Origin of the sequence: Hallella colorans (assembly GCF_003096815.1) — a bacterium.
Taxonomy (GTDB): Bacteria; Bacteroidota; Bacteroidia; order Bacteroidales; family Bacteroidaceae; genus Prevotella; species Prevotella colorans.
In genome coordinates this window covers 1-14,323 of the sequence record NZ_QENY01000033.1, presented here as the reverse complement: position 1 = coordinate 14,323, position 14,323 = coordinate 1, and the positions used below count along the sequence as shown (strand labels likewise).

The 14,323-nt window shown below is 41.0% G+C and carries 13 protein-coding genes and 2 pseudogenes; 11 read left to right on the top strand and 4 right to left on the bottom strand.

Features of this window, described 5'->3' with window-relative positions; translation table 11 throughout:
- Positions 1 to 93 precede the first annotated feature (93 nt).
- The 3 genes and pseudogenes from C7379_RS11965 to C7379_RS11955 all read left to right on the top strand — a co-directional run.
- Positions 94 to 342 (top strand): annotated as a pseudogene (locus C7379_RS11965) (IS30 family transposase); the annotation flags it as partial.
- Positions 343 to 571: 229 nt separating this feature from the next.
- Positions 572 to 874 (top strand): cupin domain-containing protein, encoded by a 303-nt coding sequence (locus C7379_RS11960; RefSeq protein WP_102698040.1) that lies wholly within the window; start codon positions 572 to 574, stop codon positions 872 to 874.
- Positions 875 to 878: 4 nt separating this feature from the next.
- On the top strand, positions 879 to 2,432 hold the full coding sequence (locus tag C7379_RS11955) for a PAS domain-containing protein (RefSeq protein WP_116617478.1): 1,554 nt from the start codon (positions 879 to 881) through the stop codon (positions 2,430 to 2,432).
- A gap of 165 nt (positions 2,433 to 2,597) precedes the next feature.
- Here the strand turns inward: C7379_RS11955 and C7379_RS11950 are convergent, their stop codons facing one another.
- The 3 genes from C7379_RS11950 to C7379_RS11940 form a co-directional block, all read right to left on the bottom strand.
- Entirely contained in the window at positions 2,598 to 3,017 is a 420-nt protein-coding gene (locus C7379_RS11950; protein WP_243406805.1) for a hypothetical protein, read from the bottom strand.
- Positions 3,018 to 3,157: 140 nt separating this feature from the next.
- A complete protein-coding gene (locus tag C7379_RS11945) occupies positions 3,158 to 3,622 on the bottom strand; it encodes a DUF1896 domain-containing protein (RefSeq protein ID WP_025073060.1) in 465 nt (154 codons plus the stop codon).
- A gap of 38 nt (positions 3,623 to 3,660) precedes the next feature.
- Positions 3,661 to 4,884 (bottom strand): site-specific integrase, encoded by a 1,224-nt coding sequence (locus C7379_RS11940; protein ID WP_116617477.1) that lies wholly within the window; start codon positions 4,882 to 4,884, stop codon positions 3,661 to 3,663.
- An 876-nt stretch (positions 4,885 to 5,760) separates the two neighbouring features.
- On the opposite strand from C7379_RS11940, the gene C7379_RS11935 reads away from it, so the two are divergent.
- The 7 genes from C7379_RS11935 to C7379_RS11905 all read left to right on the top strand — a co-directional run bounded on the left by C7379_RS11935 (position 5,761) and on the right by C7379_RS11905 (position 12,035).
- Entirely contained in the window at positions 5,761 to 6,096 is a 336-nt protein-coding gene (locus C7379_RS11935) for a helix-turn-helix domain-containing protein (RefSeq protein WP_116617476.1), read from the top strand.
- A gap of 6 nt (positions 6,097 to 6,102) precedes the next feature.
- On the top strand, positions 6,103 to 6,474 hold the full coding sequence (locus tag C7379_RS11930) for a MerR family transcriptional regulator (RefSeq protein ID WP_116617475.1): 372 nt from the start codon (positions 6,103 to 6,105) through the stop codon (positions 6,472 to 6,474).
- A gap of 5 nt (positions 6,475 to 6,479) precedes the next feature.
- The gene (locus C7379_RS11925; protein WP_116617474.1) at positions 6,480 to 8,540 is read left to right on the top strand and encodes a bifunctional DNA primase/helicase; all 2,061 of its coding nucleotides are present in this window, start codon (positions 6,480 to 6,482) and stop codon (positions 8,538 to 8,540) included.
- Entirely contained in the window at positions 8,528 to 8,833 is a 306-nt protein-coding gene (locus tag C7379_RS11920; RefSeq protein ID WP_060941302.1) for a helix-turn-helix domain-containing protein, read from the top strand. Before C7379_RS11925 ends, C7379_RS11920 begins: the two co-directional genes overlap by 13 nt.
- A complete protein-coding gene (locus tag C7379_RS11915) occupies positions 8,805 to 10,577 on the top strand; it encodes a fimbrillin family protein (protein ID WP_243406804.1) in 1,773 nt (590 codons plus the stop codon). The genes C7379_RS11920 and C7379_RS11915 overlap by 29 nt, the downstream gene beginning before the upstream one ends.
- Before the next feature lie 18 nt (positions 10,578 to 10,595).
- Positions 10,596 to 10,823 (top strand): hypothetical protein, encoded by a 228-nt coding sequence (locus tag C7379_RS11910; RefSeq protein WP_036929435.1) that lies wholly within the window; start codon positions 10,596 to 10,598, stop codon positions 10,821 to 10,823.
- 285 nt (positions 10,824 to 11,108) lie between these two features.
- A complete protein-coding gene (locus C7379_RS11905; protein ID WP_036929437.1) occupies positions 11,109 to 12,035 on the top strand; it encodes an Abi family protein in 927 nt (308 codons plus the stop codon).
- Between the two features lie 103 nt (positions 12,036 to 12,138).
- Here the strand turns inward: C7379_RS11905 and C7379_RS11900 are convergent.
- Positions 12,139 to 13,659: pseudogene (locus tag C7379_RS11900) on the bottom strand (helicase-related protein); the annotation flags it as partial.
- Between the two features lie 287 nt (positions 13,660 to 13,946).
- On the opposite strand from C7379_RS11900, the gene C7379_RS11895 reads away from it, so the two are divergent.
- The coding region (locus tag C7379_RS11895) for an Arm DNA-binding domain-containing protein (protein WP_243406803.1) at positions 13,947 to 14,323 on the top strand (377 nt) is incomplete at its 3' end.

The window sequence follows — 14,323 nt, the reverse complement described above, 5'->3', positions numbered from 1 at the left end:
ATGGTTAGAAACCGCAAAACATTCACCCCTGAATATAAAATCTCAGCATAAATTGAAAATAATGGTCAAAACATTTGGATATTAACATAGAAAGCAGCACATAAGGACATTACCAAGTTCTTAGGCGTGCCCGTATACTTCCCTGATCCATATTGTTCTTGGCAAAAGGGAGCTATTGAGAATACAAATAAACTAATCAGACAATATATACCGAAAAAGGATTCGTTTGAACATTATACAGAAAAGAGAATTATGTCGATACAAAAGAAATTGAACGAAAGACCGAGAGAAAAATTAAACTTTTCTACTCCAAAGTGTGAATTCTTCAAATACGTTTTATAATTTTGCACTTGCTGGTTGACTCTGCGGGTTGCAACATAAAATAAATGCAAGACAAAAAAGTTGGGATTCAGAACATCAAGTGAGGAATTTTTCTTAAATTTGCAAACGTACTTGCATTTTGAAGTTAAATCTACCATATAAAAGTATAATATCAAAACGAAAGTTATTCAATTGTTTTGCGTATTTTTATAGTCAACAAGCATTAATCATAACCAAATAAAGAAGAATTATGAAACAAGTAATTAACCCCATTGGACAGGAAATCAATACTTTAGGTAAGGTAATTAACAACAAGGAACTTATGCTTGTACACATGCATCTGAAAAGCGGAGAACAAATACCTTCACACGACCATATAGGACGAGAAGTATTCTTCACCATAGTGAAAGGAACTGTGGAGGTTACTCTTAACGATACCGAGGTACATCGTATCAGCACAGGCACTGTTCTACATTTCCCCGGCGAAGCTCATGTAAGCGTAAAAGCCATAGAAGAAAGTGATTTTTTCGTTTACCTCATCAATAGACAATAATGCTATGGATATGAAAAAATATTTGCCGAGTGTAGACCTTGAAAAACTTGGCAAAATACTCGAGATCAAAGAAGCATACCAACGAGGAGATATTTCATTAGAAGAGGGCAGAGCCCGAATAAGAAAACAAGTTGGGAAAATCCGCCCTTATGAAATAGCATTGGCAGAACAGGAACTCAAAACCATTGAAGAGGATGAGTGCCAAAAGGAGGATATTCAAAAGATGATTGAGCTGTTTGATGAAGTGATGGACACCAGTCGACCAAATCTTCCTCTTGATCACCCTATCATGTGCTACTACAGAGAGAATGATGAAATGCGTCGCCTTATGCTCTCCATAGAAGATCTTGTACAATATCCGATTATCAAGAATCAGTGGATCGAATTGTACGACCAAATAGCGGCTTTTCGCACTCACCTTTCACGTAAGCAGAACCAGCTCTATTCCATACTCGAACAGAAAGGATTTGACCGCCCCACAACTACGATGTGGCTACTCGATGACTTTGTGCGAGACGAAATACGTGATGCTAAAAAACTTATTGAGGAAGATAAAGAAGAAGAATTTTTGGCAATGCAGCCTACCATTGTGACAGATGTGCGGGATCTTTTACAGAAAGAAGAATCTGTACTCTACCCAACTGCTTTGGCAATGATTACTCCCGAAGAATTCGAACAGATGCGTTCGGGAGATTACGAAATTGGCTTTGCATGGATTGATGTAGAAGGATTCCAAAATGCGGATAAAACAGTAACCCAGCCAACAACAGTTCCTGACGGTTTTGTCTCAGAACTATCTGCGCTTCTTGCTAAATATGAGCTTGGAGGAAACGATACAGACCGAGTTTTCGACGTCACGACAGGCAAACTTTCTCTCGAACAAATCAACCTCATATACAAACATCTTCCTGTAGATATATCCTATGTAGATGAAAACGAACTTGTTCGTTTTTATTCAGATACCAACCACCGCATCTTCCCACGCAGCAAGAATGTTATCGGACGTGATGTGAAGAACTGTCATCCGCGCACCAGCGTCCATCTTGTTGAGGAAATTATAGCCAAATTCCGTTCGGGTGAGCAGGATAGTGTAGATTTTTGGATTAACAAACCAGGTGTGTTCATCTATATATATTATGTAGCCGTGCGTGATGCAGAAGGAAGATTCAGAGGTGTACTCGAAATGATGCAAGATTGTAGTCGCATTCGTGAGCTTCAAGGTTCACGAACACTGCTGACCTGGTCAAATGACACACAAGTAGTAAAATCAAAGGAGTCACAAAATCGTACTTCAAATGATACGTCTGTTACAAAAGAAGGCTCGACAATAGAACTCTCTGCCGACACTCGCTTACAGGATTTGTTAAAAAATTACCCACAGCTACGGAAAGATTTGCCAAGTATGAACTCTGCTTTCAAAATGCTCAATTCTCCTCTTGCACGCATCATCATTCCTAAAGCAACCATTGCCATGATGAGCAAACGCAGTGGCGTTTCTCTTGATGACATACTTTCTATGTTAAAAGAACTCATCGCTAAATATAAGAGAGAGAAATAAATTCCTTATCTCAGAATAACAGAGTCGAGTAGGTTGGGAAACGAAAGTTTTCTAACCTACTTTCTATGTATGACGGACATGTCATACATAGAAAAGGTGGTTTTCTCAAAATGCGAGATAACCACCTAATGAAATAACATGAAAGGTTTTACAGAGCTGTGCTTCTCAAAGTATGCATAGCAGGATGGCACAGAGAATAGCCAACCAAAATAGAATGCTCAGCAGCGTAAATGCCACTTTCAGAATTACCCTGACTATAAAGCGTAGTATCAGAAAACCTGCAATGACTGAGATGGCAGTTACGACTTGCGGCGTTACTATCTTCGAGATAAGCCAAATGACACCGATAAGGATGGAAAGCAGGATAGCGAGTACTATGAAGCGTGTCCAACCGAAGCGGCGGACTTGCTTGGGAGAAGTCGGCAGCTGCTTGTCCTTATCGGTTTTGTTCGATGCGTCTGCCTTGATGAAGGCAGGTGTGTGAACGATTTCGTTAAGCTGTGAGGACAATGGAAGCTCGCTTCTATTGTCTCGGCGAGAAATCGCACTTTTAAGAACGTCTTGATTCATGATGATTGTATTCATATCGGAGCTTTTTATAGTTTCAAGAGCAGTTACAAGATGCGCAGACTACACAAAGACAAGTGTTTGAAAAAACTCTTGGCGTGTGGAGTGGAGCGTTTATCTTGGCTCTTGACACTACAAAAGCTCCAGATGGTGCTACATCAAGTCATGTTCTCACCGCCTACGGTTGGCAGACCATTGACCTCAATGAGCAGAACGATTGTTCCTGTCAATTCGGTGTAGAGTTTCTCATACTCAGGACTTGCACCGAAGTCATCTGACAGCTCATACTTGTCGAAAACGCTTTGCACAGCCTTATTCTTCAGAAGCATTGGTGTTAGTCTTTCGGGGAGTGGAGAGGGCAGTTCTTTCTCGAACTCATTCTCCAAGACAGACACAAGTGTATCATACTTTGAAAAATGCAGTCCTTGATGCAACACTTCGTTTGCCATACTCTCCGCTTCGGGATGCGAGAAGCCTTGTGCCACTGCATCGCAGTAGGTGGAAAGTGCTTCATCGGCTCTTGCCGTTATGAATGGTTTGTCGCCCAGCAGTTCTGGGAAATGCTCACTGAGATAGTTCTCCAACTTCAGACGGAAGTAAGATAGTTCTTTCTTGGTTTCCATAAATCTTTTATTTTAGGGTTATACGTTTTATTATATTATCAGATGCCCATCGCCTTATTAAACTTGCCGAGTTTGTCAGCGAGCTGTTCCATGTCATGCTCCACTTTTTTGTTGGTTATGCGGGCATAAATTTGTGTAGTTTTAATGTTGGTATGCCCCAACATCTTCGATACACTTTCCATAGGAACACCCTTGCTGAGCGACATGGTTGCAAACGTATGTCGGGCAAGATGGAAGGTCAGATTCTTCTTGATGCCACAAATGTCGGCAATTTCTTTCAAATATGCGTTGGTTTTCTGATTAGTTAAGATGGGAAACAGTTTGCCGTTCCGATAGGTCTTATGACTGTACTTGGCGATGATATTCTTGGGAATGTCAAGAAGCAACACATTTGTTTCCACGCTTGTTTTCTGCCTTTTGGTCATAATCCACTGCTTGTCATCAAGCGTAACAATGTTGTCTGGTGTAAGGTTGGATACGTCAATATATGCCAGACCTGTGAAGCATGAAAAGATGAAAACATCCCTTACTAACTCCAAGCGTTGAATAGCAAAATCCTTGTTGGCTATCTTCATAATCTCCTCATCCGTGAGAAAACCTCGATTGACCGGCTCCAAGTGAAAACGGTGGTTGAGGAAGGGGTCGTGATACAAAACTCCCATCTTTTGTCCTAATATTGTTATGGTCTTGAAAGTTTTCATTGTCTTGGTTGCGGTATTGGGATTTTGCCCAACGACAGTACGAAGGTAGATATCAAATTCTCTAATAACTGTATATGTAAGCTCTGATAGTTTGATATCCGACCTTTTGTAATTCCTTTGGAGAAATTCCCTGAAGTGGCGTTCGCAGACATTATATTTTTGTAATGTTGCACTACTCGCAGAAATACCGACTTGTCGTGCTATATCGGCATTGTGCTTATCAAAGAGTTGCAACAGTGTATCAATGTCTTCTTTCTTACCCAGATATTCTGATTTGATGCGCTCCAGACATATATCGGGGTTGTCTTCTAATTTTCGATAGATACTCTGCAAGCCATTACGAATGTTGTCCAGTTCAAGATTTGTACTAAGAACGTCGGTTGTACGTCCTTTCAGTTTCTCATTCTCCTTGTCCCATAGTGATTGCTCTACCGCAATTCCTGTGGAGCCAAGTGAAAGCCGTTCATTATTGAGATAGATTCTCAACATTACTGGTGTCTTTCCTTCCTTGTTGACATAGTTGCTTCTAAGATAGAAGGCGGTTCTAAAATTTGTCTTCATACTTGTTTTTTTTTAATTGTAGCCAGAAATAGAGAAATTGTAGCCAGACGGAAAGGAAATTGTAGCCAAACGTCCATTCTTTCAACTTCTGTAGCCCAGCTACAAAGTTCTACATAATTGTTTGAATAGCAGTAAAATACAAGTACTCTAAACGAACTCTCTACGAACTCTTGGCTACAATTTTTGTTTGTCTCAAAAAAATGTAGCCAGATTGTAGCCACAGGAGAGTATTTTGGGAGTATATACGACCTCTAAACGACCTCTGAAAAGTAAGATTTGTATAAAACAAAAGTATCGCAACTTATTGAAGTTACGATACTTACGGATTTTTGAAGTTTTTCTCAACTCTTTTTACAGAGTACTTCACGCGGAGAGAGAGGTTTATGAACCAAACTCTGCTAACTCGTTGTAATTAAATGTTCTATCAATTTTGACAAATCAGTAGTGTAGCATTTTTGTAGCAGTATTTTGACCGCTTGATGACTACCATTCTGACTACCTGTTGAAAGCACAACTGCTCTCTTTTCTTGGGTACAAAAGTATATAAAATTGTACTAACCTCCAAATCTTTGTACCATAAATATTTAGATATTTTACTGCTACACTTTCCAGTGCAAGGTGCAAGCCCCTATATATAAGGGGACTTGCACCTTGCACTGGAGGGATTTTCTCAAAATTATTTGATTTTGTTCTGGAATGATTGTTATTACAATGTATTTTCGTTTATGAATTCTAGAAAACAAACCAATTAAATCATCCCATGTTGACATCGCCCATCATATTCATCTGCACCTAATGCAAGCCACCTTGCATGGGATGCAAACATTTGAATGAGGCGGGTTGCTCAAATTTAGGTGTCTTTGTAACTTTATACATATGAAACAGTTGCACAAAACCCTAAAGGAAAAGCGAGAGCATGAAGGATACTCACAGGAGTATATCGCTGAAAAACTGAAAGTTAGCTCAAGTACCATCTCAAGATGGGAAACAGGAGCTGTATCCATGAGTATAGTACAAATTTGTAGCTATGCCAAAGTTTTGGAAATGGATGAGGGTGATCTGCTTGCATCCATTGCAAGGAGAAGAAGAGAAATACCACCCCCATTTATCCGACTGGGCATTGACGTGTTTGATGAAGAGACTTATGGAAAAATAATGGATCTCGCCAAGGAATTGGGACCGCAGCACATGATCTTACAAACCAAACTGTGATGACATATGGAAATAATAGCAGTAGAAAGCCAAGCCTATCAGGAACTGATAGACAGGCTCAACCGAATTGAGCAGTATATCGAGCGCACCTCTCATCTTATCCAAGATATAGATGATGAGCTGGAGATGACCACCAAAGACCTTATCGGGACTCTGAATGTTTCAGAGTCCACCCTTTACCGTTGGCGCAAGAAGCAGTTGGTGAGGTATCGCTACACAGAAGGTGGTGATGTGCGTTATTTTTTCAAGTCTATCGTGATTGCCACGAAATGCAACCGGCTCCGCGTATCAGGTATGAGAAACGACGAGATTCTTGGTCGGCTCAACCGTTTCAAGGACAATCTCATCATGAGTTCATGTATTAATCCTAAAAACTGACAACTATGATAGAAAAGGAACAGATTCTTTTACTTACACAAGGAGGTCTGAATGTGTTTTCACATTTCCTTGGCTTTGAGGTAAACCTTCATCGCAACTTCCGAAGCCCTTTCTATGACGATAGGCGGGCTTCCTGCCATATCTACTACGACAGGAAAACTTCTTCTTACAAATTCTATGATCATGGAGATACCACCTATTCTGGGGATTGCTTCTGGTTTGTGGCAACCCTCCGTAATTTGAACCTGAAAACAAGTTTTCCCGAAGTATTGGAAACGATTGTACAAGAACTTGGATTGTATTCTTTATGTAATGGTGAAAAGCATAGCAGCCATATCACGTCAGCATATAAAGAAACTATTGTTCCCACTCCTAAGGCTGATATAACCAAGTGTACGGAAGAACGACCATATAGTTTCGAGATACAGCCATTTGACGATGGTCTGCTGAACTATTGGGCACATTATGGCATCCATGAGGATACACTCCGTCGCTTTCGTGTACGGAGTCTTAAACGCTACGAAAGTGTATCTGCTGAAGGCAAGAAGTTTGAACTTTATGGTTCACCTACGGAACCTATGTTTGCCTATATCGGAAACGGCTATGTAAAGATATACCGACCTCACAGTCCAAAAATCCGCTTTCTTTATGGTGGACGGATGCCTGCCACCTATTGCTTCGGAATGGAGCAGATTCCTGCCAAAGGAGATATGCTTTTCATTACAGGTGGAGAAAAGGATGTACTCTCATTGTATGCACACGGCTTCAATGCGATTTGCTTCAACAGTGAAACGGCACAGATACCGACAAGTATCATTGAGAGCCTTCAGCTTCGTTTTAGGCATATAATACTCTTATATGATGCGGATGAAACAGGTGTACGGGAGGCACATAAACAGTGTGAACATTTAGTAGAATACAAGGTCTTGAACCTTTCACTTCCGCTAAGTGGTACGAAGTCTGAAAAAGACATTTCTGATTTCTTTGCCTTAGGCAACGGGGCAAAGGAACTGAAAGAGCTGCTTGCCAAGATGTTCTCAGATCTATATAGCCAAACCATGATGATGTTACGTTCCTGTGAGATTGATTATGAGAATCCACCGGACATTTCCAAATCAGTAGTAGCAGTAAACGGTGTGCCACTCGGCACACAGGATAACCTGTTCTGCATTACCGGAGGTGAGGGGACAGGCAAGAGTAACTATGTGGGTGCCATCCTTGCTGGAGCGTTGGGAGAAAAACGATTGCCGATAGAAAATACCTTGGGATTGGAGATTACCGCCAATCCCAAAGGCTTGGCAGTCCTGCACTATGACACGGAACAGTCCGAGGCACAACTGCACAAGAACTTGGGTAAGACACTGCGTAGGGCTTCTTTGACGGCAGCACCTGAGTTTTGCCATTCCCTGTACCTTGCCTCTCTGTCCCGCAAGGACAGGCTGAAACTTATCCGTGAGAGTATGGATTTGTTTCATCACAGGCATGGAGGTATCCATCTTGTGGTAATTGACGGAATAGCCGACTTGATACGTTCTGCCAACGATGAAACGGAAAGTATTGCCATTGTGGACGAGCTTTATCGCTTGGCAGGGATTTATAATACCTGTATCATCTGCGTGCTACACTTCGTACCGAATGGAATCAAACTCCGTGGGCATATCGGCTCAGAACTTCAACGCAAGGCGGCAGGCATTCTCTCCATAGAGAAAGATGATAATCCTGAATACTCGGTGGTGAAAGCTCTGAAAGTCCGTGACGGAAGCCCGTTGGACGTACCGATGATGCTTTTCGGATGGGATAAGGCTGAGGACATGCACGTCTATCGTGGTGAGAAGTCCAAGGAGGACAAGGAAAAGCGCAAAACCGATGAACTCGTTGGCGTTATAAGAGAAGCCTTCCGAAATTCTTTCAAACTCACCTATCAGGAACTTTGTGATGTTCTGATGCGAGAAATGGAAATAAAGGATAGAACCGCAAAGAAGTACATCGCCTACATGAAAGAACAGCATATCTTGGCACAGGATATCAATGGCAACTATCAAAAAGGAGAATTATGCCGTACATAAACTATAATGCAGAAGACACTTGGCAAAAACGCCTGTTCGATAAGCTCATGAATGTCGAGGACAAACTCGACCGTCTGCTTGTCCTGCAAGAGCAATCCGTCGATACGACAGTCCATCCACCATTGAAACCCGAATATTTGGATATCATAGATGTGTCCAAGATCCTCAAAGTGGAACAAAAGACCATCTACAACTGGGTGTGGGCAGGGAAAATTCCTTATCTCAAAGCCAATGGACGTTTGTTGTTTTTACGTAAGGAGATAGATGAAATGGTACGAAAACGGGAGGAATGAAGAAGAACAAACTTTCCCTTTCACTCAATCAAACTTTAATCGTTATGACAATTCAATAGCAAAAAAAAAGAAACTTATGAAATTACGAAAATTATCAAATTCACCAGCTGTGGTGTTATTAGTCTTTATCCTGTTGGGGATGGTATCTTGTTCTGATGAAGAACAGGTTGTATCCAATGTAGCATCTCCTTCTGACTTTATCAACTTTTCTGTTGCAGAGAACAATCAAACTCATACGCGTACAGCGTTTGACTCTCAAAACTATGTCAAGAAGTTGAAAAACTTTTATGTGTATGCGTTCCTTGACGACCCAGGAGAAGAAGAACCATATATGGATAATGTAGAAATAGTCAATAAAGGTAATGGCATTTTCTCATATAAAGACGAGAATAAGAGAAAGAGATGGTTAGAAAATGAATCCCTGCATTTTGTTGCGGTCAACTCTCCCAATAATTTTGGAAGCAGACCGGAAATAGATGTATGGAGCAACCACGAGGTAAGCCTTGGTGTATATTCGGGGGGAAACGAGGATTATATGGCAGCTTTCGAATCTGATGAATATAAACAAGCTAATCATGGTACCGTAAAATTACAATTCCATCACCTCCTTTCACAAATCAAGTTTGGAATTTCCAATATGTCAAACAATCTTGAAATCATGGACATCAAGCAAATCGGCTTAAAGGGGGTGTATCATGAAGCAGAGTTTACAATGTTGGGAAATGGGGTGGTTCAAACACGCATGGCAAGGGATTATTTAGGACTTGGCGAATATTCATTTGATATAGACAACTTTGAAAAAGCAGATAAATCATATCTTAATGCCAGCAAAGACATTTTTTTAGTTCCGTTGAATCATCAACCGTGGAATCCTAAGTCAGGCATTAGAATTGCAGACATTAATAAGGCTATTGATGAGAATGACGCACAAAACGTTTATTCCTATGTATGGGTTAAATGTAAAATTTATGACCACAGCACAGGTCAATATGTTGTTGGCGACTACAATAGTTATGGCGTTACTTATTTTCCTTTCAAAGCTGATTTGAAAGCAGGAAAAAGATACAAATACAAGATTACCATTACGGATGACTTCATTGGCTACCCTGACCAAAATACAACACTCCAAGAGCCTAAACTTGGTTGGGTGATATCCGATGCTGGCAATATTTACTCAACTTGTGAAGAAGCAGACAATGCAGGTGAGAAACCTGTTGCCATGATTGCATATATAAGTGATAATAGTAACGGACCTGCACCTTATAGCAAACATGGACTTGCCATATCTTTGCGAAATCTAAAAAGCCCGGACAGGACCAACTTGTTTTTAGTAGAGGAATTGGAGAAAGTAGACACATACCTTTCTGAATATCAGAAAGTAGCGCCATCTTGGACCCAATGGTATGTGCCAAAATTCAAAGACTTTGATTTAATATTTGATGCTTTTGGAGGTACTAAATATAGTAATAAACCACATTATACAACCCAACCGTGGGACTATGGAAGACTTAATGATTTTATGGAATCAACAGAACGGTATGGTGAAGACGAGGTTTATCATGATTGTTTTATTGGATTCCTACCACCGTATCTCGATTGGCAACCATCCCGTTATTGGATTAATGTTTCCGAGAATTCACAGTCATCATTTTTGTGGTTATATGATATTAAGGGTAAGCAATACTTACAATGGCACCGTACTGCACAGGGAGGATGTTTTATACGTCCTGTTTTTGAATTTTAATTCTTAAAATGTAAAAAGATGGAAGCAAAAAAAATAGAAATAAATAATCAGATAAAAAAGAAATACATAGCACCAAAAATTACGATTTTTGAAATGGGAGAACCCGTACTGGCAGCAACTTCTCCAAGTGAGAATCCGAGGATGGAAGTCGGAGTAGACAACTGGATCGATGATGAAGAAGTAAACTCAACAAATGCAAAACATTTTTTCCATGTCTGGGAAGATGAAAATAGAGAAGAACTTTAATGATTAAGATACTTTACAACTTGGTTTGGGCAGGAAAACTTCCCTATCCTAAAGCCAATGGTAGATTACTTTTCCTTCGGGAAGAGATAGTTGAAATGATACGGAAGCTGCTGGTTGGTAATTTTTGTCACCCACTAAAAAAATATCGGCAATTATTTTGCTGAAACAAAAATAATACTTACCTTTGCAATTAGAAAGTTAGTTGTGGTTTTCCACACTCAAAGATAACAGTACTCGCTTGGCATACCGTAAGATCTGCTGGCGAGTCATTTTTTTATAGATACTATGGCGAATAAAGAATCACGTTCCATTCAGGAACAGATCGATTTACTGAAGCATAGAGGCATGATTATAGAAGATGAGGAGTTTGCCCATCTTCATTTAAGTCATATCAGCTACTACCGTTTGAAGGGGTATTGGTGGGATATGCAAACTGACAAAGAACAGCATATATTTAAGTATGACGCCAATTTTAAGGACGTTATCGCTCGATATTTCTTTGATAAGGAGTTGCGTCTTATCTTGTTCGATGCCATTGAAGCCATAGAGATAGCGTTGCGGACGAAGATGATTTATCATCTTTCACAATCATACGGTGGGCTGTACTATATGGATAAGGGACTTTTCAACAATGAAGAGCTCCAACAGCAACATATACATGATCTGATGGGCGAGTTTATGCGTAGCGGTGAGATTTTCATAAAAGACTACAAATGCAAATATGGAGTGTGGGAGGATAGAAAATGTATATCTCTTACCCAACAGCCTGACGCATGGATTATTTTTGAAGTTGCGACTTTTGGAACACTTTCAAAGATATATAAGAATCTTAATCATCAGTTACCGGAAAAGGCAAGAATTGCCAATGAATTCGGACTTAATATGCATACAGAACTCTCAAGCTGGCTTGAAGCCATCTCCTATTTGAGAAATATTGTCGCCCATCATTCAAGAGTATGGAGTCGAAATATGGTAAAACGTCCAATGGATATTAGTAATCCAAGAGGCATTTGGCTGCAACATCCTCTTTCGGAATTCTCTAAAAAGAAGCCATTTCTAATCATTACTTCCATGTTATACTTGTGCAATGCTATCAATGCTGGGGATACATATAAGAGAAAGATAATCTCACTGATAGAGAAAAATCCAGACATTCCTATTTATAAGATAGGTTTTCCAGACCATTGGAATAGGGAATCTATCTGGCAATAATTTTGTACGGGAATTTCAATTGCAATATTCCCGTACTTTATTTATGTCTACTAAAAAAAATGAAAGTAAGACATTTTGCTTCCATTGGATAATAAACATGCGTTTAGTGTCTCCATTTGGGTCTGAAGTTTTGTGAACGATTGTCTTCTTCCTTGTCATGAGTAGGATAACTCTCGTTCTTTTCTCCAGCTGAGAGATTGTTGTTATACAAATTCTCTCCTTGGTTTACTTCCTCCTTCTCTTCTTTTTCCTCCTCCGGCGGTGCAAGCGTAAGCGCAATCTTTCTGTCCAATTCTGCTGCCTCCCCCTTGAGCGCACGCAGTTCGTCCTCTTTCTTCCAAGAATTGTTAGCAATATTAGTATAAACTTCTTTATTTGCAACAACCTTTGCCATTTCCTTCTCATGCGACTCTATCACCTTTGGAATACGCTCCAAGGCATTTACGAAGTTCTCGCAGGCAAGTTTCGGGTCTGCCGCTAACTTACCGTTATTATAGGTATAGTAGATGCTTTCCTGTCCCTTGACAAAGAAGCGGTTCACCGAGCAGTCGAACAAGTCCTTGGAAGTGCTCTCCGTCTTGACCATGACGGAAAAGCCGTAAACCTCGCCAATCTTGTTGTACTCGCTCTTGGTACGAGCCTTTTCCTCTATCTCATGCAGACGGGCGGCGATGACCTTTATGTCGGTGCTGTCCTCTACACCTTTGATTGTCAATTTATTGACGGGCAGTCCCTCCTTGTCCCGTTCCACACGCTGCTCAAAGCAAGCCAAGTCAGCTTTAGCTTCCTTAATCTTGTCGGAATGGAAGGACACGGAACTCTCAATCTCTGCCAGCTTGCCCGTTGCGGCATCACGCTCACGGAGAAAGTTCTTGCGTTCGGATTCCAAGGTGGTAATCTTCTTGTCAAGTCTTGCTTTTTCCAAAAGGTCGGTATTGCCCGAAAGCACTGCTACATATTCCGAGAAGTTCATACCACTGTCCTCGTCCATCGAACCCTCATCAATGGTACGGCTACCCAAGGTGTTTGTTTTTAGCTGGTTGATAAAGAGCTGTTTGTTGTGCAACAGATTGAACTTATAGCTATCCAAGGAACGCTCTACGGCATAGATGATGACATCGACCTTGTTGTCCGCAAACTCCTTGGCAACAAGATTTCCTTTTCGGATGGCACGCCCATTGCGCTGCTCCAAGTCCGAAGGTCGCCAAGGCGTGTCCAAATGATGGATAGCCACAGCCCGTTGCTGGGCATTGACTCCAGTTCCCAACATAGAGGTAGAACCGAAGATAATGCGAATGTCGCCACGGTTCATGGCATCGACCATTGCTTTCTTTGCTTTCTCGTTCTTGCACTCCTGAATAAAACGTATCTCGTATGCCGGGATATGGTAGTCCTCTACCAATTTTCTCTTGATTTCCGAATAGATATTGAAATCTCCGCCGGGCTTGTAAGTACCCAAGTCAGAGAAAACAAACTGCGTACCTTTCTGTGCATCGAACTTTTGGTAATAGTCATTCAAGAGTTTCGCACAATGGCTTGCCTTGTTGTCTATATGATCTGAGTAAGCATTTTCATCTATCATGCGTAAATCAAGGCTCATCTTCCTCGCATAATCAGTTGTTAAGAATCAAGGGAAACAGAGGGAAAAGAAAGGAATGTAACTATTTGAAATAGTATCATTTAGCATTTTCTTACTATTTTAAGGGTAAGCGAAAACGAGCATCAAACGGCAGGAGTTCCGTTACCAAATCGTAACCCACCCGTGAAAAAGCAAAAAGGGGTTACGAATTGAATGTAAACAATTGTGTCATAGGTTTTTATTCATCATCTTTCATTTTTCTGCATCGCTTGGGAATACTTGTTCATCTGTACCTTTGCAAACAAAGGAAATTTAGAAAAAACGACAGAAAAATGAAGGAAAACAAACTCAAAGTATCGTTCTTCGTTCAGGCGAAACGAACCGACAAGAAAGGACTTGTGCCTGTCATTGGGCGCATCTCCGTTGGCAGAACCCATTCGGGCTTCTCCACCAAGTGTAAGACTCCGCTCGCTCTTTGGGACAGCCGTAAGCAACGGCTCATCGGAAAGAGTGCAATGGCGGTGTCTGTCAATCAGAAACTCGGCGAATGCACCGCACTCATCCACGCACGCTTTCACGAGCTCAGTGAAAGAGAAGAAGCCTTTACCGCCACCGACGTGAGGGATGCCTATCAGGGGCAAATCCACCGCCAAACCCTGCTCTTGGAGAGTTTCGGGGAGTATCTCACACAGACAAAGGAGCGCATAGG